Genomic DNA, 19,800 nt, shown 5'->3' with positions numbered 1-19,800 from the left:
GTACCGTCCGTTGAGGGTGGGTGAGGCGCAGCCGGTCAGGCGAGCAGCCAGAGCTGGATCGTGGTGTCCGACGGGCTGAAGGCCGCCGCGAGGGTCTTGCCGTCCGGGCTGAACGCCAGGGCGGAGAGCAGGGGAGCGGCCACCGATTGCCCGAGGTCGGCGGTGAGGGTCTGGGCCAGCCGCCCGGTGTTCTGGTCCCAGAGGCTGATCGTGCCACCCGTCGCGGCTCTCGCCTTGTCGTTGACGTCGTCCCCCGGACCGAACCCGAAGCCGCCGCCCGCGATGACCGGGTGGCCCGGCCGGTACGCGGCCTCGTCGAGACGCCGGTGCGGCGAGGTGAGGGTGGCGGTGGGCCGCCCCGTCGCCCGGTCCCACAGGTGGACGCCGGGACCCGCACCGCCGATGGTCTTTCCGTCCGGGCTGATCAGCACCCGGTTGAAGCGGAAGGCGACGGAGTCGTCGGTGAACGTCCGGGGTTGTTCCCCGCCGTCGACGTCCCAGAGCAACACCCGCTGGCGGGAGGCGGTGGCGACGGCCTTGCCGTCCGGGCTGAACAGCACACCGGACGGCTCGCCCGCTTCCAGCTTCTTCAGCCGGCGTCCGCTCGCCAGGTCCAGGAGCTGGAGCGTGCCTCCGCCCGCCGCGGCGAGAACCGCACCGTCGGGACTGACCGCGAGGGAGTACGGGGTGGGAATCGAGTACGGCTCGAACCCGGAGACCGCGGGCAGTGGCGTCCTGGTCCGCATGTCCCAGCGCCGAAGCGTTCCGTCCTCGCAACTGCCCGCCAGCGTCCGCCCGTCCGGGCTGAAGGCCAGGCCGTTGACGTGCGGAGGCTCTCCCGCGAACCTGGTGACCGTGCGGCGGGTGACGGTGTCCCACAGCCACAGCTCACCGGCGGACCCGGCGGCCGCCAGGGTCCGGCCGTCCGGGCTGAAGGCGAGGCACGTCAGAGACCGGGAGTGCCCTTCGAGCCGGGCCACGGGCCGGGTCCGGTCCGGCTGCGACGCCGAGCCCGGCCAGGAGTCCCGCAGGAGATAGGCGGGGACGGCGGCGGCCGCCGCGGCACCGATCCCGCCGATGAGCAGCGTACGGCGGGACAAGGGCCCGCGTCCGGGTCCCGGGGAAGCGGGCAGGGGTGCGGGGGAGATACCGGGTGGGCCGGGCGGGGCCGGCGGTGCCTGGGCCGGCTGCGTCGGCAGAGCGTGGAAGGCACCGCCGGGCGCGGCTTCGAAGGCGGCGGGCGCCGCCCCGAAGGCACCGGCGGAAGCGCCGGGCACCGCGCCCGGCCCGGTGACCGAGAGACGGGCCAGCACCTCGTCCATGCCGGGGCGCCGCGCCGGGTCCTTGGCGAGGCAGGCTTCGGCCACGTCGCGCAAGGGGGCGGCCAGGCCGTCGAGCCGGGGCGGCTCGGTGACGACCCGGTGCACGATGGCCGGCAGGGTCGTCGCGTCGAACGGGCTGCGGCCGGTCGCCGCGAACACGAGCACCGAGCCGAACGCGAACACGTCGCCGGCGGGCGAGAGTTCCTCGCCCCTTACCTGTTCCGGTGACATGTAGGCGTAGGTCCCGATGACCGATCCGGTCCGGGTGGGCGCGTCCGCGCCCGCGTCGAGCGCGATCCCGAAGTCGATGATGCGCGGCCCGTCCTCGGCCACGATCACGTTCCCGGGCTTGAGGTCCCGGTGGACGAGCCCGCACCGGTGGATCGCCGCCAGCCCTTCGGCGATCCCTGCGCCGAGCCGCAGCACGGCCGCCGGGTCGAGGGGCCCGTCGGTGTCGACCAGCTGTTGCAGCGTGGGACCCGGTACGAAGGCGGTGGCCAGCCAGGGTGGTTCCGCCGCCGGATCGGCGTCCACGACCTGCGCGGTGTGGAACCCGCCGACCTGCCGTGCGGCGGCGGCCTCCCGCGCGAACCGTTCCCGGAACCGGGGGGTGCCGGCCAGCTCCGGCCGGATCAGCTTCACCGCGACGCGGCGGCCGCTCGCCGACGTGCCGAGGAAGACCTGCCCCATGCCGCCGGCGCCCAGCCGTCCCTCGAGGCGGTAGGGGCCGATGTCCCGCGGATCGCCGGGGCCCAGCGGACCGGCCTCGGAACTCCAGGTTCCACCAGGGCGTATGGACTCTGTCACGCTCGGCATTGAACCATGATCGCCGCAAGGGGGTTGAGGGAACCGGCCCCTTCGTGCGGCGCGGCGCCCGGCCGGCGGCGTCCGCTCGGCGCCGGGCGGGGCTGGCGGGCGTCAGGGCTCGCGGGGGGTCGGTCGTAGGGCCAGGAGGGCCCAGACGGCTTTCCCCGCGCCGGGGAGTCGCCGCACCCCGTGGTGCACGGAGACCGCCGCGACCAGGGCGAGACCCCGGCCGTGCGGGGCGGCCGGCGACGGGTGCTGCGGGACGGGCAGACGCGGGTCCGCGTCGCGGACCTCCACCCGGACCCGCCCGGCCCGGAAGCAGACCACCAGCAGCGGATCGCATGACGTGTGGTCCAGGACGTTGGTGACCAGTTCCGAGACCACCAGCAGGACGTCCTCGACCGCGTCAGGGCCGGCGACACCGCCTCGCAGGGCGCGCCGGGTGAGGTCCCGGGCGGCCGCCGCCCGGCCGCGGCCCCGGCCCAGCCGCACCGCGAAACCCCTCACCGGCGGCCCGCCGGCAGGTCCTCCCGCCGGGGCCGGCGGCATCCGGACGCGGTGGCGCGGTGGACGCGTCGGGAGGGGTGCGCGGGCGGTGTGGCTCATCGAGATCTCCCCCGGGGCTGCGGGCAGGCCGGCTCACGGCGTCTGCCCACCCCGGGCCCCCGGCATCCCGGCTGCCGGACTTTCGTGCCGCCGCACACCCGGGTGCCTTGATCGTCCGGCCCCTCTCCCCCGCCCCCGCCCCCGGACCACGGGCCCGGATCCGGGACATCCCCGTGCGGCCACCGGCCGGTCAGCGCTCGCGCCCGGGTGGCGGGTCGTCGGCCGGCAGCAGGCCGAGCATGTCGAGCAGCGTCTGCAGGTCTCGGCCGTCGACGGCACGGGAGGCCACGGCACGGCGGGCCGCCGCCCGGTCCGCCGTGCCCGTACGGGCGAGCAGCGCGGGTTCCTCGCAAGCGAAGGGATCCTTCATCCCACCGATGCCACCATCTTTCGGGGAGAGCGCAGCCGTAGCTGCTCCATCCGGCCCCACACCCCGCTCGCCCGCCGCAGGCCGGGGCGGGCGGCCCCGGGCGGCGGAGCGGCGGGCTTCAGGCGCCGCGGCTGCGGTCGCTGGTGCGGCGCAGCGTGTCGGTCTTGCGCACCAGGACGTCGATGCGGTCCGCGAGGGCGGGGTCGTCCGTGCGGACGTGGGGTTCGGCGGCGGCCAGCGGGCCGACCAGCTCGGCGGGGTCGCTGCCCGCGAGGGCCGAGCGGACCCGGCCGAGCGAGGCGCGCGCGGGGGAACCGGGGGCGGCGAGGTCGGTGAGCGCGGTGACCTGGCCGGCGAGCTGGCGCAGGTCGGCGGCGTGGTCGCGGGCCCAGGCGTCCACGGTGCGCTGGGCGGCGCGGGAGTCGCGGGTGGCCTGGACGCGCTGTTCGCCGGTGGTGCCGGCGGCGCCGGGCCGCAGCCGCAGGTAGCGGCGTTCGGCGGCCTGGCGGCTGGCCACGCCGAGCGGGCCCGCGAGGTCGGCCCAGCTGGCGCCGGCCTCCCGGGCGGTCTCGATCAGCCCGGACTCCCAGCCCGCGAGCCGTTCGCGGACCTCTCGCAGCAGCAGGAGGGCGGCGAGCGCGGCCGCCGGGTCGGCCGGCAGGTCCGTCCCCTGCGCGTGGGCGCTCTCCAGGGCCTCGTCTATGGCTCCCAGCGCCGCCGCTGCGGCGAGGAAGGAGGAGGGGGAGCCAGGCAGCCTGGCCCCGTCGGGTGCGGGGGACGGGATCACGACGCCTCCGGCGGTTGCGGGATCTGGTGACGACCACGAGGGTCGTCGTCTGTTGGATGCCAGATCCGGTTGTCATCGTTTCGATGACATGTTACAACGGTGGTACCTGAAGCGCACTGGCACCCACGCAGACACCTCAGGAGGTTCCCATGCTGATGCGCACCGATCCCTTCCGTGAGCTCGACCGCCTCACCCAGCAGCTGGCGGGACCGGGCACGTGGTCGAGGCCGTCCGCGATGCCGATGGACGCCTACCGCGACGGCGACGCCTACGTGATCGCCTTCGACCTCCCGGGCGTGACCAAGGACGCGATCGAGATCGACGTCGAGCGGAACATGCTCACCGTCAAGGCCGAACGCCGGCCGACGGCGAAGTCGGACGAGGCCCAGATGGAGCTCTCCGAGCGGCCGCTCGGGGTCTTCTCCCGGCAGATCGTCCTGGCCGACACCCTCGACACCGAGCACATCGCCGCCGACTACGAGGCGGGCGTGCTGACCCTGCGGATCCCCATCGCCGAGCGCGCGAAGCCGCGCCGGATCACCATCGGCGACGGAAAGGCGAAGCAGATCAGCGGCTGACCGGGCGGGCGCCTCCCCCCGCCCCACCCCCGCCCCCGGGGCCCCTGCGGCTCCGGGGGCCTCCCTCCCGCCACGTGCCGATACGGAAGGCAGAGCCAGACACCATGTTCGACCAGGCCGAACTCCGCCGGCCCAGCCCGGCGCTGACGTACGAGCAGATGCTGGAAGCCGTACGCTACGAGGGCGCCTACCCCGACACCGCACGCGCGGCCGACGCGATCCACCAGGTCCTGGCCGGCCTCGGCCGCCGGCTGACCGGGGACGAACGCGTCGACCTCGCCGCCCGGCTCCCCGCCGAGGCGGCCCTCACCCTGACCGCCCAGATCCCCGCGTCCGACACCCTCACCGGCTGGGGCTTCGTCAAAGACCTCGCCGCCCGCACCGGCACCAGTCAGGCCGTCGCCCGCTGGGACACCGGCGCCGTCCTCTCCGTCGTCGCCCGCCTCGCCGGCCCCGACCTCCTCGCACGCATCCTCCAGAGCCTCCCCGGCGGGTACGCCCTCCTCTTCGGACAGGCGGAGCTCACCGCCGGCGCGGGCCGTCGCTGACAGGGGAGCACGCGGCGCCCCTTCGGCCGGGTGGCCGCGACGTCGGCGACACCCGCGGGCCTGAGCGGGCCGCGGCCCCTCGGGTTCTAGAGTGCGGCCGTGAACGATCACGAGAGCCGGTTCCTGGCCGCCGTCCGCGCCGTGCTGGAGGAGGCCGGATTCCCCGAGAGCGCCGCCGGGGCGGAGGGCGTCCACACCGTCGCCCACGCCCGGGGCGTGATGGTGGGCTGGATGCCCCAGGACATCCCGCGCCTGCGAGGGCGCCGACGAGGCCCCCGGCGTACGCGCAACCACGGCCGGCCCGACCTGCCCGGGCTCCGGCACGCCTTCGGCCTGGCCCTGGCCGCGGCCTTCCGCGCCGCCGGCTACACCGTCGAGACGCGGGGGGACGAATGGCTCCTGGTCATCGACCCCGCCCACCGGTCCGAACTCTGAACCGGAGGTGTCGAAGGCCCGTCAGGGGGCACGAGCGGGGCCATGAACGTGATGCTGCTGCTCCTGCTCCCCGTCGGCCTCGCCCTGGTCCTCCTGGCGACCTCAGAACCCCCGCGCCACGGCCGGCACCGACACCGGCACCACTAGATCGCGCCCGCGCCGGTCAGGGGGTGAACAGCACCTTGACGGCGCCGTCCCGCTTCTTCTGGAACATGTCGTAGGCCGCCGGCGCCTCGTCGAGGGGAAGGCGGTGGGTGGCGAAGTCCTCGACGCCCAGGGGGTCGCCGTCGCAGACCAGCGGCAGGAGATCCGCCACCCAGCGCCGGACGTTGGCCTGTCCCATGCGCAGCTGGACCTGCTTGTCGAACAGGGTGAGCAGCGGGACGGGGTCGGCCATGCCGCCGTAGACGCCGGACAGGGAGATGGTCCCGCCACGGCGGACCAGTTCGATGGCCAGGTACAGGGCGGAGAGGCGGTCGACTCCGGCGCGCTTCATCAGCCGCGCGGCCAGGGCATCGGGCAGGAGGCCGGTCAGCGCCTGCGCCCCTGCGGCCACGGGCGCGCCGTGCGCTTCCAGGCCCACCGCGTCGATCACGGAGTCGGGGCCACGGCCGTCGGTCAGCTCCCGGACGGCGGCCACGACGTCGTCGTCCCGGCCGACGTCGAAGACGTGGACGCCACGGCGGCGTGCGCGCTCCAGGCGTTCGGGGACGAGGTCGATGCCGATCACCGTCTCCACCCCGAGGTGGGCGGCCACCCGGGTGCACATGTCCCCGATGGGGCCGAGGCCGAGGACGGCGAGGCTGCCGCCCGCAGGGACGTCGGCGTACCGGACGGCCTGCCAGGCGGTCGGCAGCACGTCGGAGAGGTAGACGAACCGGTCGTCCGGCGGGCCTTCGGGGACCTTGATCGGCAGGGTGTTGCCGAACGGCACCCGCAGGTACTCGGCCTGGCCGCCCGGCACGTGGCCGTAGAGCTTGGTGTAACCGAAGAGGGAGGCGCCCTTGCCGTGTTCGTGGACCTGGGTGGTCTCGCACTGCGAGTGCAGGCCTCGGGCGCACATGAAGCAGGTGCCGCAGGAGACGTTGAAGGGCACGACGACGCGGTCGCCGGGGCGGACGGCGGTGACGTCCGCCCCGGTCTCCTCGACGATCCCCATGGGTTCGTGGCCCAGGATGTCGCCCGCTTCGAGGAACGGGCCGAACACCTGGTAGAGGTGCAGGTCGGAGCCGCACAGGCCGGTGGTGGTCACTTTGACGATCACGTCGGCCGGGTCCCGGACGACGGGGTCGGCGACCGTGTCCACCCGTACGTCGGCCTTTCCGTGCCAGGTCAGGGCCTTCATCACGATCCCTCCATGGGTTCATGGGTTCATGGGTGCATGCCCTGCCGTGTGCCCGGTCCGCCGCCGGATACGCGAGGGTGACGGCCCCGATGTGCCCGGCCGCGGTCCCCACCCCCGGGGGGCGGGGATCGGCCGACCGGGGGTGGGGGGCGGTCCCCGGACGGGTGAGATCGCCGGACGCGGCGGGAGAGGGCCTGCGGGCCGGGGAACGGTCGCCACCGGAGATCTCACGGCGGCGGCCTACGCCTCCGCCCGGCGGGAGGACACGCTGTTGGACGCCATCGTGCTGCTACGTGAGGACCACAAGACCGTAGAGAAGCTCTTCAAGCGGTTCGAGAAGACCGACGACGAGGAGACCGGCGAACGGCGCCGGATCGCGGACGAGGTGATCGAGGAGCTCACCGTCCACGCCTGGATCGAGGAACAGTACTTCTACCCGGCCGCCCGCGAGGCCGCCCCCGACACCAAGGACCACGTCCTGGAGAGCATCGAGGAGCACCACGCGGTGGTGTGGATGCTCTCCGAGCTCAAGGCCATGGACGCCGCCGACGAGCGGTTCAAGGCCAAGATGACCGTGCTGATGGAGCAGGTGCGCCACCACGTCGAGGAGGAGGAGCAGGACTGGTTCCCGGACGTGCGCAAGGCCATGGGCCGCAACCGCCTCCTCGACCTCGGCTCGCAGCTCGCGGAAGCCAAGCAGCAGGCGCCGAGGGACCCACTGAAGGTACCCAGCGCGGCATCCGAATGATCATCACCTCGGGGCGCGCCGTGCGGCGGGCGCTGGGGGCGGGACGGACGCTGGCCGTGGCCCTGGGCGTCCTGGCCGTGGGCGGGTGCGGGGCGGCAGGGCCGCGCGAGGACGATGCCGTGTCCGCGGCCCGCGCGTTCCAGAACGAACTGGCCGCCGCCCGGTACGGGCGGGCCTGCGCGCTGCTGGCACCGCAGACCCGCCAGGAGGTGGCGGCCGACGAGGAGTGCGGCCGCGCGCTGGCGAAGGAGCGGCTGCCGGCCGCCGCCGGGGAGGCCCCGGAGGCGGCGGCGCAGGTGTACGGGCGGCAGGCGATGGTACGGCTGGGCGGGGACACGCTGTTCCTGTCCCAGTTCGGCAGGGGCTGGAAGGTCATCGCCGCCGGCTGCGCCCCGAGGCCCGGCCGGCCCTACGACTGCAAGGTCAAGGGAGCCTGAACGTGCGCGGACTCTTCGTCGGGGTGCTGGCCGTCATCCTCGTCGGGCTGGGCTACTTCACCACGATCGGACTGCTCCAGCGATGACCGCACGAGAGGGCGCGACGGGCGGCTTCTGGCGCGCGAACAGCCTCACCCTGGTCTTCGGCGGGGCGTTCCTGGTCGTACTGGCCTGCCAGGCCGTCGCCGGGCGGGCGGAGTTCAACGAGCAGCTCACCACGGCGGGGCTGCAACAGGTCACCTTCGGCCAGTACCTGACGTCCTCGGACTTCGCGGTGGACGTCACCGAGAACTGGCAGTCGGAGTTCCTGCAGTTCTTCCTCTACATCTTCGGCACCGTCTGGCTGCTCCAGCGCGGCTCCCCCGAGTCGAAGAAGCTCCACGAGGCGGGCCCGGAGAGCGAGGCGGAGCAGCGCATGGGCGCGCACGCCCGCGCGGACTCGCCCCGCTGGGCGGGGGCCGGCGGCTGGCGGCAGACGCTGTACTCGCGCTCACTCGGCATCGTGATGGCGCTGCTGTTCCTGCTGTCCTGGCTGGCGCAGTCCATCGCCGGCACCGCCGCCTACAACGCGGAACAGCTGCGGGAGCTGTCGGAGCCCGTCAGCTGGGCCGCGTACCTGGCCTCGGCCGACTTCTGGAGCCGGACCCTGCAGAACTGGCAGTCCGAACTCCTCGCGGTGGCCGCGATGGCCATCCTCTCCGTCTACCTCCGCCAGCGCGGCTCCCCCGAATCAAAGCCCGTCGGCGCCTCCCACGCCACCACGGGCGTCGAGGGGTAGGCCGCCCCTTCCGGCCCTTGCCTGCCGCCCGGCGCGGGGGCCGGGCCGGTCGGTTCGGCCCTGCGCTACCAGGTCAGGATCGGGCCGCTGTGCTACGAGGGCGAGACCGTGGTACGGGTGAACGAGGCGCCGGACCGGCTGGAACTTGCCGCTCCCCTACGGGCACCGAGTCGGCGTGGGCCTACGCCCACGTGCCCCAGGACATCGCCGGCGACGCGGGCGCCGACGGCATCACCGGACGGTGGGACGAGCGCGAGCGCGAGGCCATCGTCGACCGGATCGAGGCGCAGGTCGAGCGGTACGCACCGGGGTTCACCGGCACGATCCGGGCCAGTCGCGTGCTGGCCCCGCCCGACCTCGAACGGCTCGACCCCGCTCTGGTGGCCGTCCCCGGCACCGGCCGGCCACACCCATCCGGGTCTCTACCTCGCTTCCGCCACCGCGCACCCCGGTGGCGGCGTCCACGGCACCCCCGGCGTGGAGGGCCGGGGCCGGGCATGGCCGTGGACAGCCTGGGTACGCGCCCTTCATCACGTAAGCAGCACATTGCGCGCATATCAGAGAAATGCCCGAAAGGGGATGTTGGTCATGGAGGCCCAAGCAGCAGCCGAGCCGGTCACGAGCCGTGTGCCGCTCGACGAGGGCGTACGCACGTGCCGTCCCGCCATCGTGCGCCAGACGCGAACCGAGGGCGCCGACAGCCAGGAAACGCCCGCCGGGCCGGATTGGAACATCATCCGGGGCGAGGACTAGGCGCCCGCCATGGCCCCCGTCCCCGCCCCCTCCGAGGCCGCACCGCGCCCGCCGGCGCCCCGCCCGGACGCACTCCGTGAGATCCGGGTCGCCTCCGTGCCGGCCGGGCACGTCTACGTCCGGCACGTGCACGCCGCCGACGGATCCGACGGAGTCGCCCTGCTGCCCGACCCCCGCCCCAACGGCGCTCCGAGCACCTCCCAGCGCTGGTGGCCCCCGGTGATGCTGGACCCCGCCTGGGTCCGCGGCCACCACGACGACTTCGACGTCTACCACCTGCACTTCGGATTCGACGCGCAGAGCCCCCGGCAACTGGCGGAGCTCGTCGGCGAGCTGCGCCGGCACGGCAAGCCGCTGGTGCAGACCGTGCACGACCTGCGCAACCCCCACCACCCGGACCGCGCCGCCCACGACGCCGCCCTCGACGTGCTGGTGCCGGCCGCCGACTGCCTGATCACCCTCACCCCCGGTGCGGCGCACGAGATCTCGGCCCGCTGGGGCCGCACCGCGCACGTCCTGCCCCACCCCCACGTCGTCGAGGAGCCGGAGCTGTCCGGCTCCCGCGCACCGCGCACGGAGTTCGTCATCGGGGTGCACGCCAAGAGCCTGCGCCCCAACATGGCACCGCTGCCGGTCATCCGGGCCCTGGCCGGCATCGCCGGGCAACTGCCGGACACACGGCTGCGGGTGGACATCCACACCGACACGCACGACCCCGGCGCCCGCGCCCACGCACCCGAGGTCGTGGCCGGGCTGGCGGAACTGGCCGCCGCCGGCCGGCTGGACCTCCGGGTCCACGACTACTTCGACGACGACGCGCTGTGGGCGTACCTGAGCTCCCTGGACCTCTCGGTGCTCCCCTACACCTTCGGCACCCACTCGGGCTGGCTGGAGGCCTGCTACGACCTCGGCACCGCGGTGGCCGTCCCGGACTGCGGCTACTACGCCGAGCAGCGGCCCTGCCACCTGTACCGCCACGGTCCCGACGGCCTGGACGTGCGCTCCCTGGACGTCGCCGTACGGCAGGCACACGCCCACCGTCCGGCGCCGCGCGCCAACCCGCGGGCCAGGGCGGGCGAACGCGACGCCCTGGCCGCGGCCCACCGCACCCTCTACGAACGCTGCCTGACGTGATCCGCCGCCTGCGCATCGCCCTCATCGCCTCGGCGCGCTTCCCCATCAGGGAGCCGTTCGCCGGCGGTCTCGAGGCCCACACCTGGGCGCTCGCCTCCGCGCTGCGCCGACGGGGCCACCGCATCTCGCTGTTCGCGGCGCCCGGGTCCGACCCCTGCCTGGGCGTGCGCGAACTGGCCGTGCACGCCCCGCGGCTGAGCGCGGCCGCGCGGGCGGACCTGAGCATGACCGACCCGTCGGCGATGGACGAACACCACGCCTACCTGCGGCTCATGCTCGACCTCGCGCACGGCGACGGCAGCCCGTCGTACGACCTCGTCCACAACAACAGCCTCCACTACCTTCCCGTCGCCATGGCCCCGGCCGTGCCCGCGCCCGTCGTCACGACGCTGCACACCCCGCCCACCCCGTGGCTGGAGTCCGCGATCCAGACCGATCCGACGGGCTCGGGGGTCTTCACCGCCGTCAGCGCCCACACGGCACGCTCCTGGCAGCCGCTGGTGCACGCGGGGCACCTGCGGCGCACGGAACTGGCCGCCCTCGTCGGCTCGGCCCGCGCCACCCTGGTCACCCCCTGCTGGGACGAACCGTACGGGCTGGTCGTCGCGGAGTCCCTGGCCTGCGGCACCCCGGTCGCGGGCTTCGACCGCGGCGCCCTGGCCGAGATCCTCACCCCCGACTGCGGCCGGCTCGTACCGTACCCCGACGTCCCGGCACTGGCCGCGGCGCTCGACGAGACGATGTCGCTCAGCCGGCGCGCCTGCCGTGAACGGGCCGAGTCCTTCTGCTCCCTGGGCCGCATGACCGACCGCTACGAGTCCCTCTACGAGGAGCTGCTGTCGTGATCGGCTATTACGTCCACCACCACGGCCTGGGGCACCTCCACCGCGCCCTGTGCATCGCCCGGCACACCCGCAGCCCCGTCACCGGCTTGTCGAGCCTCGATCCGCCCCCCGACTGGCCGGGCCCGTGGATCCGGCTGCCCCTGGACACCGGGGGCCACGCCGCCGTCGACACGCGCGCCCAGGGACGGCTGCACTGGGCGCCCCTGTTCCACGACGGCTACGCGGAGCGCATGTCCGCCATCGCGGGATGGCTGGGGCGCACCCGGCCTGCGCTGATGGTCAGCGACGTGTCCGTCGAAGTCACCTGCCTGGCCCGGCTGATGGGCGTACCGGTGGTCGTCGCCGCCATGCGCGGGCGGCGCCTGGACGCCGCGCACCGGCTCGGCCACGACATCGCGCTGCGCCTCCTGGCGCCCTGGCCGGCCGCCGTCCCGGAACCCGGCTGGCCCTCGCACTGGTACGCCAAGACCCTCTACGCGTCCGCCTTCTCCAGGAACGACGGCCGCATCCCCACGCCGGCGCCCCGCGACGGCACCCGGCGCGTGCTGCTCATGCTGGGAGCAGGCGGCAGCGGCGTCACCGTCGACCAGGTACGGGCCGCGCGGGCGGCGACGCCGCACTGGCAGTGGGACCTCCTCGGCGGACCGGGCGGTGCCTGGTCCGCCGACCCCTGGCCGCGGATCTGCGCCGCGGACGTGGTCGTCACCCACGGCGGCCAGAACGCCGTCGCGGAGTGCGCGGCCGCCCGCCGTCCCGCCGTCGTCCTGCCCCAGGAACGGCCCTACGGGGAACAGCACGCCACCGGCAGGGCGCTGCGCGAGGCCCGGCTGGCCGTGGTGCGCGACCAGTGGCCCGGGCCCGGGCAGTGGCCGGCCGTCCTCGACGAGGCGATGGCCCTCGACGGCGGGGCCTGGGCCCTGTGGGCCCCCGGCGACGGCGCCCTGCGCGCGGCCCGGGCCCTCGACGCGCTGGCCGGGGCACCGGAGGGGCCGTGAGCACGCCGAGCCGCGTGAACGGACCCGCCCACGTGGCGGTGATCACCCTCGTGGCGGGCCGCCACCGGCACCTCGCCCTCCAGCAGGCGGCGCTCTCGCGCGGCGCACGCCCGCCCGACACCTACGTGGTGGTCACGATGGACGATCCGCACGCCGGCGCGCTCGCCGCCCGCCACAGCCCGGCGGCCACCGTCGTGCCCCTGGACGTGCCGCGCCCCGGCCGCCTCCCGCTGGCCGCCGCCCGCAACGCGGGGGCCCGCCGCGCCCTCGAACTCGGCGCGGACGTCCTGGTCTTCCTCGACGTCGACTGCGTCCCGGGGCCGCGGAGCGTGGCCCGGTACTCCGAGGCGGCCTCCGACGGGAGACTGCTGTGCGGGACGGTCGCCTACCTGCCTCCCCCGCCCCCCGGCGGCTACCGGCTCACCGAGCTGGCGGACCTGGCCGCCCCGCACCCGGCCCGCCCCGCGCCCCGGCCGGACCAGCTGCTGACGGCGGGCGATCCGGACCTGTTCTGGTCCCTGTCCTTCGCGCTCAGCGCGTCCACCTGGCGTGCCGTCGGCGGTTTCTGCGAGGAGTACACCGGTTACGGCGGCGAGGACACCGACTTCGGCCGCCTCGCACACCGTGCCGGTGTGGACCTGTGCTGGCTCGGCGGGGCGCCCGCCTACCACCAGTACCATCCGGTGGACGACCCGCCGGTGCGGCACCTCGACGACATCCTGCGCAACGGGGCCCTCTTCCACAGCCGTTGGGGCAGATGGCCGATGGAGGGCTGGATGCACGCGTTCGCCCGGCTGGGACTCGTCCGCTTCGACGGCGAGAGCGGCCACTGGAAGGACGCGCGCACCCCGGCGGGCCCTTCCCATCGCGGAGGGCCGGGTACGCGGCGAAGATCGGGGTAGCCGCACGGCATGGACACCACGACCGAAACCACGCCGCTGCGCGCCGTCGCGCTGGTCTGCACCCTTTCACCGTCGCCGAAGCCGTCCAGCTCCCAGCTGCTCGCCGAGCAGGCCATGGCCGCCCTGGGCGATCACGGAGTCACGGGCAAAGTGATCCGGATCGCCGACCACGACGTCAAACCCGGCGTCGGGCTCGACATGGGCGACGGGGACGCCTGGCCGGAGATCCGCGACACGATCATGGGCTGCGACATCCTGCTCCTGTCCACCCCCATCTGGCTCGGCCACCCCTCCAGCCTCGCCCAGCGCGTCCTGGAACGCCTCGACGCCGAACTCGGCGCAAGCGACGACGAGGGCCGCATGCTCACCTACGGCAAGGCCGCCGCGGTCTGCGTGGTCGGCAACGAGGACGGCGCCCACCACGTCAGCGCCGCACTCTTCCAGGGCCTGAACGACGTCGGCTTCTCCCTCGCCCCGAACGCCGTCACCTACTGGGTCGGCGAGGCCATGCAGGGCACCGACTACCAGGACCTGGAGAAGACCCCCGAGAAGACGGCCGCCACGACCAGGACCCTCGCCGCGAACACCGCGCACCTCGCGCGCCGCCTCAAGTCCTGCGCCTACCCGCCCTCTTCCTGAGCACCAACCCGCCCGGCCACGCCGGAAGGAGACCGAGATGCCCTCCCGCGAGCAGACCCGCCCCCTCGCCGGCGCCACCGGAGGGACCCCCCTGCCGTGACCCCGGACGAGGCGCTGCGGCAGATCGCCTTCCTCCTCGAATGGCGCGGGGCGTCACCGTACCGGGTGCGGGCCTTCCACACGGCGGCCGATGCCGTCCGCGGCCTGCCCCCGGGCCCGGTGGACGCCGCGTCCGCGGTGCGGCTGCGCGGGGTGGGCCCGGTCACCGCCGAGGTGATCGCGCAGGCGTCGACCGGGGCCGTACCGGCCTACCTCGCCCGTCTGCGGGCCGAAACCGGACCGCAGGCCCACGCCGGCTGGGCCCTCGCGGCCGCGAGCACCGGGGACTGCCACCTGCACTCCGACTGGTCGGACGGCGGCAGCCCGCTCGAGGACATGGCCGAGGCCGCCCGCGCCCTGGGCCGCCGGTGGGCCGTCCTGACCGATCACTCGCCGCGCCTGACCATCGCCCACGGACTGAGCCCGGACCGGCTCAGAAGCCAACTGGACGCCGTGGCCGCCGTCAACTCCCGGCTGGGCCCGGATTTCCGGCTGCTTACCGGGATCGAGTGCGACATCCTCGAGGACGGCTCCCTCGACCAGGAGGAGGACCTGCTCGACCGGCTCGACGTCGTCGTCGCGTCCGTGCACTCCAAACTCCGCTCGGAACCCGGGCCGATGACCGCCCGCCTGCTGGCGGCGGTGAGCAACCCGCGCGTCGACGTCCTGGGGCACTGCACCGGACGGATCATCACCGGCCGGGGCCGTCCGCAGTCCCGCTTCGACGCCGAGGCCGTGTTCGCCGCGTGCGCGGAGGCCGGTACCGCGGTGGAGATCAACTGCCGGCCCGAGCGGCGCGACCCGCCGGACGACCTGCTCGTGCTGGCCGCCGCCGCGGGCTGCCGGTTCGCCGTGGACACCGACGCTCACGCCCCCGAACAGCTGCGGTGGCAGAGCACGGGCTACGCACGCGCGGCACGGATCGGTCTGGGAGCGGAGCGGCTGATCACGACCTGGCCGCTCGGGCGGCTGCTGGCCGGCCGGAGCGGCCACCGGGGATGAAGGGTCCGTCCGGCGCTTTCACACGGGGCAGCAGGCCCCGCACCGTCCCATGGGGCAGCGGGCCCCGGGCGCGGGCCCGGCCGCGGGCTCGTCGCCCGGGTCCGGCCGAAGCCGGAACAGCCCGGTGGTACCGGTGAGGTCCAGGACCCAGAGCGCCTGGCCGGGCACGTTACGGAGGAACAGGGTGGCGCCAGCCTCACGCGCACGGCGGCGCAGGAGGATCAGTGCGTTCAGGCCGTGGGAGTCCATGAAGGTCACGGCCGACATGTCCACGGCGATCTCCAGCCCCGGCAGGGTGACGGAGTCGACGGCCTCGATGAGCGCGGGGCCGGTCTGCACGTCGAGTTCGCCGGCCACGGCCACGAGCGCACGGCCGGGGCTGACGGCGGTGACGGCGACGTCGAAGGCGGCAGGCATGGGTCTGGTCCGCCCTTCGGATCGGAGCCCCTCACGGTCGGCTCCCCGAACGGAGCGGAGCCGAACGGGGCGGAGAAGGCCGTCGAGCGCGCGGCACCGGGCCGCGCGAAGCCGAGCGAGACCACCCGTACCTTCCGTCAGCCACACGCGGTGACCGGATGGCGGCGTGGGGTCTCCCACCAGACCAGGCTGATTTCACCAGCGCCTACCCCGCACCGCGCGCCGCACCCCCGTCCGGCCCTGATCCTTCGCTCCCCCTCGCCGCCACCTGGCCCCCCGATCCGTCCACGGTCGAGTGACCACGGGCCGCCCGCACGGCGCCTACGGCCGCGAAGGGCGGCCGGGGGACGAGGATGCCTCGTTGCCGATTCTCCCGTGGAGGTCTCGATGCTCGAACGCAAGCAGCTCAAGGGCCGCACCAAAGTCACCTTCGTCCTCCCCGACGACACCCCGGACGGGCCGGTCAGCGTGGTCGGCGACTTCAACCACTGGAACCCCGCCGCCCACCCCCTCACCTCCCGGGGCGACGGCACGCGCTCCGCGACCGTAGCCCTCCCCGCCCACAGCGCCCACTCCTTCCGTTACCTCGCCGCCGGCGACTACTGGTTCAACGACGAACACGCCGACGGCCACGACGGCGCCAACAGCCGCCTCCACACCTGAGAACGGACCACCACGCCCCGGGATCCCCGCATGGGGATCCGTCACCGGACCGGCCTGTGCGGGGCGCTTCCGGTCCGGTCCGGTACGCCGGCGGCGGCGCAGACGGGGTGGGTGCGGAAGGCGTAGGAGCGCGCCGCCACGACGAGGCCGAGGCCCAGCCCGGCGAAGGCCAGGCCGCCGAACTCGACCATCCAGGTGATCCCGGCGCTGGTGGTGAACGGCGCGGACGGCTCGATGGCGGGCAGCACACCCGTGGCCATGAGCGGGGCCATGACGACGAGGACGGCACCGTACACGCACAAGGGGATGCCGGTCAGCCAGGCCGGGATCAGCGGCAGCAGACGCGGCACCCGTCGCCCGGCCAGAACCGCGGTCCAGCGCGGGAACACCTGCCCCCAGGTGTACAGCAGCCCCAGCAGCAGGAAGACCCCGACCGCCGCGGCCACCACGGTGACGTCGATTCCCGCCGACGCGGCCGCCCTCGCCGGCCCGGAGGCGCGGGCGCTCACCGTCCGCTGCCAGTCTTCGGCCGCGACGCCCAGCGCGTCGCCTCCCAGCAACCAGATGCTCTTGACCCCTGCCCACGGCAGGAGCCCGCACACGAGCAGATAGGCCACCGCCCGAGTCCTGTGCGGCGCCCGGGAGACGGCCGGGTGGACGAGCGGGCCGTCGACGGGGCCGGAGTGCGGCCGCCCGCACCGCGGGCACTCACCGCGCGCCCGCCTGCGGTGGGCGAGGCCTACGAGGAGCAGCAGCGCGGCCCCCGCCGCGTTCAGCAGCACCTGGGCCAGACCGGTCGCGCTCTCGACCCCCGAAAACGTCACCAGCGTCACGAAGTGGATCGGCAGCCCGATCGTTCCCGCGACGAACACCGGGACGGCCACGACCAGTACCGTCGTCACGGCGGCCCGCCCGGGTCCGGCCGGTGTCCGGATGGTCGCCGGACAGGCACCGCCCGCCAGGAGGGCCAGGGCCGCGAGGAGGAGCTGGACCACCGGCGGGTACGCGGCGTGCGCCCTCCACGGCACGGTGCTCCCGGCCGCCGCCCAGGTGATCTCGACGACGGCGTACAGCACCCCCCACAGGGCCGCGGCCCACGGCGCCCACGCCGGCCAGCGCCGCGACCACGTCGCCCGTCCCCCACTCTCCCCCGGCGGCCGGGGGACTCCGCTGATCTCCGAACTCGCTGAAACAGCCACCGTGACCTCCGTACAGCCGGTGTGACGACGCCGCCATGCTCGTCGTCACACCGGGTCCGGCACATCGGTCACGCGGATCATCCCCTCTCCCCCGCACGGGGGGGGCTGGTCGGCCGCCGGCCCGGTCAACGACCGCCGTCGCCCGTCAGCCGGGGAAGGAGAAGTAGAGCGCGTCGCTGTAGAAGGACGCGAAATGCGTCTGCCAGTCGGCGCGGACCGAGGTGAGCCAGTCCTCGTCGCCGCCGGATATCGCCGCCCGGGCCTTGGCCACGGCATGGGGGATGTCCTCGGCCACCAGACGCCGCACGCTCGCCACCGGATCGTCGCCCCACATCGAGACGAGCTCCCCGGTCTCGAGGACGAAGTACTCCGCCCGCTGCTTTTCCAGGTGGGCCGTGGTCCTGGCCACGCATGCGGCGAACTCGGCGTCCTCTTCCAGGCCCTCGCCGACCGCACGCAGCAGGTCGCGCAGCAGGGCCGCTCCCTCGGCATAGTCCGCGGCGATGCCGACCGGGGGGTTCCAGATCATCGACGGGACGACCGTCGTCCCGTGCCCCACCATGAGCTTGTGAGCCAGCGGTATGTCCCCGTTGTGCTCGGAGACGCACCGGATCCGCTGGGGGATCCCCGCCTCGTTCGGCATCGAGTCCGTGGAGTAGAGATAAGAACGATTCGCCATGCGGCCGACGCTAACACCGGGGACTGACAACGCCGGGCCGGGCCGCCGACCCGCCACGGCGGCGCTCGGAAATCGGCCTGCCGCGTGCAGGGCGTCGATGGCAGAATGCCGCAATGGAGTTGATCTTGCGGGCTGCCGGCGAACTGCTGGACGCCGAGTTGTCCGGCGCGGTCGACCTGGGTGGCAGCCCGCGCAGCACGGTGCTTCGTTGTGAGACGGCCGGTGGCCGCACCGTCATCGTCAAGGCGTTCGGCAACGAGCCGGATTCCCTTCGCTGTTTCACCGCCGAGGCCGCCGGGCTGTCCCTCGGGATCGCCGGTCCGGAGGTGCTGGGCGTGGACCCCGATGTTCCGTTGCTGGTGATGGCCGACCTCGGGGACGCGCCCACCCTGGCGGACGTACTGCTCGGGAACGATCCGGCCGCCGCCGAGAACGGGTTGCTGGCCTGGGCCCGTGGACTCGGGGCGCTGGCCGCCGAGTCGGTGAACCGGCGCGCCGATCTCGCACGGCTGTGGTCCCGGTACGACAAGGGCATGCCGTCCTGGGAGGAGGATCCGTGGATCGCGCGGAACGCCGCCGCTCTGCCCGCGCTGCTGGACGGGGCCGGGATCGTCCTTCCTGCGGGCCTGGACGAGGAGTTGGCGCGGATCGGGTCGGCGGGCGGGGAGGAGTATCCGGCGTTCACCCCGGGCGACACCTGTCCTGACAACAACCTGCTCACCGCGGAGGGGCTGCGGCTGATCGACTTCGAGGCGGCCTGCTACCAGTCGGTGTTCCTGACGGCCGCGTACTGCCGGATGCCGTTCTCGAGCTGCTGGTGTGTCTTCACCCTGCCGGCCGGACTGGCCGCGGAGATCGAGCAGGCCTACCGCGCTGAGGTCGTCGGCGCATATCCGGCGCTCGCGGAGGACGAGGTGTGGCAGGCCGGCATGCGGCAGGCCACGGCGGTCTGGACGGTGGACGCGACGGTGCGCCTGCTGCCCCGCATCGCGGAGGACGGTCCGCTCCACCGGACCCGGCGTCCGGCTCCGACGAGGCGTCAGGTGCTGAGGCATCGCTGGGAGACGGCGAGCGGCCTGGAGGAGTTCCCCGCGCTCGCGGAGGCGATGCGGCTGCTGCTGCGCAAGGTCGCCGCAGGCTGGGACGTGGCTCCGCTTCCGGGATATCCGGCCTTCGCGAACCGGCGCGGATGACTCGTCCCGCGCCTACCGGCGTGTCGCGTGCATCTCCTGGAACAGCTCGAACTCGCCGCCCGGGGCGGCGCTGAAACCCTGCCAGTGGAAGGAGACCGGGGTGACGTCGGTGAAGGTCCACCGTGAGCGCCGGCCCTCCGCGTCGGTGCCTTCCTGGATCATTCCGCCGGCACCGTCGGGGCGACCGGTCTGGGCGAAGTAGGAGGGCAGCTTCGGTGAGATCCAGGTGATCCGCCAGAGCCCGGTCGTGACGTCGTACAGGCGCAGGGTGGTGCCGGGGAAGCGGTCGTGGAACTCCGGGCAGTGGAGCACGTCCTGCACCACCCGCCCGCCGAGCGCCCAGCCGAAGCGCCACTCCCCCACGGCGGTACGCCACCGCCCCTCGGCGAACCGGTACCGGTTGGTGATGTCCCACGTTCCGACGAGCCGGCCGTAGAGCATCAGCGCTTCCGCGTGGTCCGGATCGGGACCGTCCGCCGACAGCAGCTCCAGCATCGGGTCACGGGGCGGCGTCGTCAT

24 protein-coding genes and 1 pseudogene are annotated in these 19,800 nt (G+C 74.3%); 16 read left to right on the top strand and 9 right to left on the bottom strand.

Annotated elements, in window-relative coordinates; all coding sequences use genetic code 11:
* Positions 1-35: 35 nt before the first annotated feature.
* From ABT403_RS24020 to ABT403_RS24005, 4 genes are all read right to left on the bottom strand, one after another.
* Positions 36-2,129 (bottom strand): WD40 repeat domain-containing serine/threonine protein kinase, encoded by a 2,094-nt coding sequence (locus ABT403_RS24020; RefSeq protein ID WP_344162001.1) that lies wholly within the window; start codon positions 2,127-2,129, stop codon positions 36-38.
* 111 nt (positions 2,130-2,240) lie between these two features.
* Positions 2,241-2,735: an ATP-binding protein gene (locus ABT403_RS24015; RefSeq protein ID WP_344162004.1), complete on the bottom strand. Its 495-nt coding sequence runs from the start codon at positions 2,733-2,735 to the stop codon at positions 2,241-2,243.
* Between the two features lie 190 nt (positions 2,736-2,925).
* Positions 2,926-3,105 carry a hypothetical protein gene (locus ABT403_RS24010; protein WP_344162007.1) on the bottom strand — a complete coding sequence of 60 codons (180 nt, stop codon included), beginning with the start codon at positions 3,103-3,105 and terminating at the stop codon, positions 2,926-2,928.
* A 118-nt stretch (positions 3,106-3,223) separates the two neighbouring features.
* On the bottom strand, positions 3,224-3,892 hold the full coding sequence (locus ABT403_RS24005; protein ID WP_344162009.1) for a hypothetical protein: 669 nt from the start codon (positions 3,890-3,892) through the stop codon (positions 3,224-3,226).
* Between the two features lie 149 nt (positions 3,893-4,041).
* Between ABT403_RS24005 and ABT403_RS24000 the strand changes: the two genes are divergently transcribed.
* The 3 genes from ABT403_RS24000 to ABT403_RS23990 all read left to right on the top strand — a co-directional run bounded on the left by ABT403_RS24000 (position 4,042) and on the right by ABT403_RS23990 (position 5,453).
* Complete coding sequence (locus ABT403_RS24000) at positions 4,042-4,470, top strand: Hsp20/alpha crystallin family protein (protein WP_344162011.1); 429 nt, start codon at positions 4,042-4,044, stop codon at positions 4,468-4,470.
* Positions 4,471-4,574: 104 nt separating this feature from the next.
* Positions 4,575-5,018 (top strand): DUF2267 domain-containing protein, encoded by a 444-nt coding sequence (locus ABT403_RS23995; protein WP_344162014.1) that lies wholly within the window; start codon positions 4,575-4,577, stop codon positions 5,016-5,018.
* A 99-nt stretch (positions 5,019-5,117) separates the two neighbouring features.
* Positions 5,118-5,453, top strand: coding sequence for a hypothetical protein (locus tag ABT403_RS23990; RefSeq protein ID WP_344162017.1), 336 nt, complete (start codon positions 5,118-5,120; stop codon positions 5,451-5,453).
* A 163-nt stretch (positions 5,454-5,616) separates the two neighbouring features.
* Here the strand turns inward: ABT403_RS23990 and ABT403_RS23985 are convergent, their stop codons facing one another.
* Positions 5,617-6,798 carry a zinc-dependent alcohol dehydrogenase gene (locus ABT403_RS23985; protein WP_344162020.1) on the bottom strand — a complete coding sequence of 394 codons (1,182 nt, stop codon included), beginning with the start codon at positions 6,796-6,798 and terminating at the stop codon, positions 5,617-5,619.
* Positions 6,799-7,069: 271 nt separating this feature from the next.
* On the opposite strand from ABT403_RS23985, the gene ABT403_RS23980 reads away from it, so the two are divergent.
* The 11 genes and pseudogenes from ABT403_RS23980 to ABT403_RS23930 all read left to right on the top strand — a co-directional run bounded on the left by ABT403_RS23980 (position 7,070) and on the right by ABT403_RS23930 (position 15,130).
* Complete coding sequence (locus ABT403_RS23980; RefSeq protein ID WP_344162023.1) at positions 7,070-7,546, top strand: hemerythrin domain-containing protein; 477 nt, start codon at positions 7,070-7,072, stop codon at positions 7,544-7,546.
* Positions 7,543-7,983 carry a hypothetical protein gene (locus tag ABT403_RS23975; RefSeq protein WP_344162025.1) on the top strand — a complete coding sequence of 147 codons (441 nt, stop codon included), beginning with the start codon at positions 7,543-7,545 and terminating at the stop codon, positions 7,981-7,983. The genes ABT403_RS23980 and ABT403_RS23975 overlap by 4 nt, the downstream gene beginning before the upstream one ends.
* 82 nt (positions 7,984-8,065) lie before the next feature.
* On the top strand, positions 8,066-8,761 hold the full coding sequence (locus ABT403_RS23970) for a DUF6766 family protein (RefSeq protein ID WP_344162028.1): 696 nt from the start codon (positions 8,066-8,068) through the stop codon (positions 8,759-8,761).
* A 149-nt stretch (positions 8,762-8,910) separates the two neighbouring features.
* Positions 8,911-9,238: pseudogene (locus ABT403_RS23965) on the top strand (NAD(P)/FAD-dependent oxidoreductase); the annotation flags it as partial.
* A gap of 111 nt (positions 9,239-9,349) precedes the next feature.
* Positions 9,350-9,514, top strand: coding sequence for a hypothetical protein (locus ABT403_RS23960; protein ID WP_344162385.1), 165 nt, complete (start codon positions 9,350-9,352; stop codon positions 9,512-9,514).
* A gap of 9 nt (positions 9,515-9,523) precedes the next feature.
* Positions 9,524-10,648 carry a glycosyltransferase family protein gene (locus ABT403_RS23955; RefSeq protein ID WP_344162031.1) on the top strand — a complete coding sequence of 375 codons (1,125 nt, stop codon included), beginning with the start codon at positions 9,524-9,526 and terminating at the stop codon, positions 10,646-10,648.
* A complete protein-coding gene (locus tag ABT403_RS23950; RefSeq protein ID WP_344162034.1) occupies positions 10,645-11,493 on the top strand; it encodes a glycosyltransferase in 849 nt (282 codons plus the stop codon). Before ABT403_RS23955 ends, ABT403_RS23950 begins: the two co-directional genes overlap by 4 nt.
* Positions 11,490-12,488 carry a glycosyltransferase gene (locus ABT403_RS23945; RefSeq protein WP_344162037.1) on the top strand — a complete coding sequence of 333 codons (999 nt, stop codon included), beginning with the start codon at positions 11,490-11,492 and terminating at the stop codon, positions 12,486-12,488. Before ABT403_RS23950 ends, ABT403_RS23945 begins: the two co-directional genes overlap by 4 nt.
* Complete coding sequence (locus tag ABT403_RS23940) at positions 12,485-13,390, top strand: glycosyltransferase family 2 protein (protein WP_344162040.1); 906 nt, start codon at positions 12,485-12,487, stop codon at positions 13,388-13,390. The genes ABT403_RS23945 and ABT403_RS23940 overlap by 4 nt, the downstream gene beginning before the upstream one ends.
* Positions 13,391-13,399: 9 nt before the next feature.
* The gene (locus tag ABT403_RS23935; protein WP_344162043.1) at positions 13,400-14,029 is read left to right on the top strand and encodes a flavodoxin family protein; all 630 of its coding nucleotides are present in this window, start codon (positions 13,400-13,402) and stop codon (positions 14,027-14,029) included.
* Positions 14,030-14,125: 96 nt separating this feature from the next.
* A complete protein-coding gene (locus tag ABT403_RS23930; RefSeq protein ID WP_344162046.1) occupies positions 14,126-15,130 on the top strand; it encodes a PHP domain-containing protein in 1,005 nt (334 codons plus the stop codon).
* An 18-nt stretch (positions 15,131-15,148) separates the two neighbouring features.
* Here ABT403_RS23930 and ABT403_RS23925 read toward each other — a convergent pair whose 3' ends face one another.
* Complete coding sequence (locus ABT403_RS23925) at positions 15,149-15,547, bottom strand: STAS domain-containing protein (RefSeq protein WP_344162049.1); 399 nt, start codon at positions 15,545-15,547, stop codon at positions 15,149-15,151.
* 387 nt (positions 15,548-15,934) lie between these two features.
* On the opposite strand from ABT403_RS23925, the gene ABT403_RS23920 reads away from it, so the two are divergent.
* On the top strand, positions 15,935-16,210 hold the full coding sequence (locus tag ABT403_RS23920) for an isoamylase early set domain-containing protein (protein WP_344162052.1): 276 nt from the start codon (positions 15,935-15,937) through the stop codon (positions 16,208-16,210).
* A gap of 41 nt (positions 16,211-16,251) precedes the next feature.
* Here ABT403_RS23920 and ABT403_RS23915 read toward each other — a convergent pair whose 3' ends face one another.
* Both ABT403_RS23915 and ABT403_RS23910 read right to left on the bottom strand, forming a co-directional pair.
* Positions 16,252-17,286 (bottom strand): hypothetical protein, encoded by a 1,035-nt coding sequence (locus ABT403_RS23915; RefSeq protein ID WP_351649776.1) that lies wholly within the window; start codon positions 17,284-17,286, stop codon positions 16,252-16,254.
* Between the two features lie 268 nt (positions 17,287-17,554).
* Complete coding sequence (locus ABT403_RS23910) at positions 17,555-18,088, bottom strand: DUF7822 domain-containing protein (RefSeq protein WP_344162058.1); 534 nt, start codon at positions 18,086-18,088, stop codon at positions 17,555-17,557.
* Between the two features lie 113 nt (positions 18,089-18,201).
* Between ABT403_RS23910 and ABT403_RS23905 the strand changes: the two genes are divergently transcribed.
* Positions 18,202-19,281, top strand: a complete 1,080-nt coding sequence (locus tag ABT403_RS23905) for a hypothetical protein (protein WP_344162061.1) — start codon at positions 18,202-18,204, stop codon at positions 19,279-19,281.
* Positions 19,282-19,293: 12 nt separating this feature from the next.
* On the opposite strand, the gene ABT403_RS23900 is transcribed toward ABT403_RS23905, so the two are convergent.
* Positions 19,294-19,800 (bottom strand): hypothetical protein, encoded by a 507-nt coding sequence (locus ABT403_RS23900; RefSeq protein ID WP_344162064.1) that lies wholly within the window; start codon positions 19,798-19,800, stop codon positions 19,294-19,296.

The organism is Streptomyces sp. NPDC000075 (genome assembly GCF_040301925.1).
Lineage (GTDB): Bacteria > Actinomycetota > Actinomycetes > Streptomycetales > Streptomycetaceae > Streptomyces > Streptomyces polychromogenes.
Note: the sequence above shows the minus strand (reverse complement) of the source record. Positions and strands in the feature narration are given on the sequence as shown.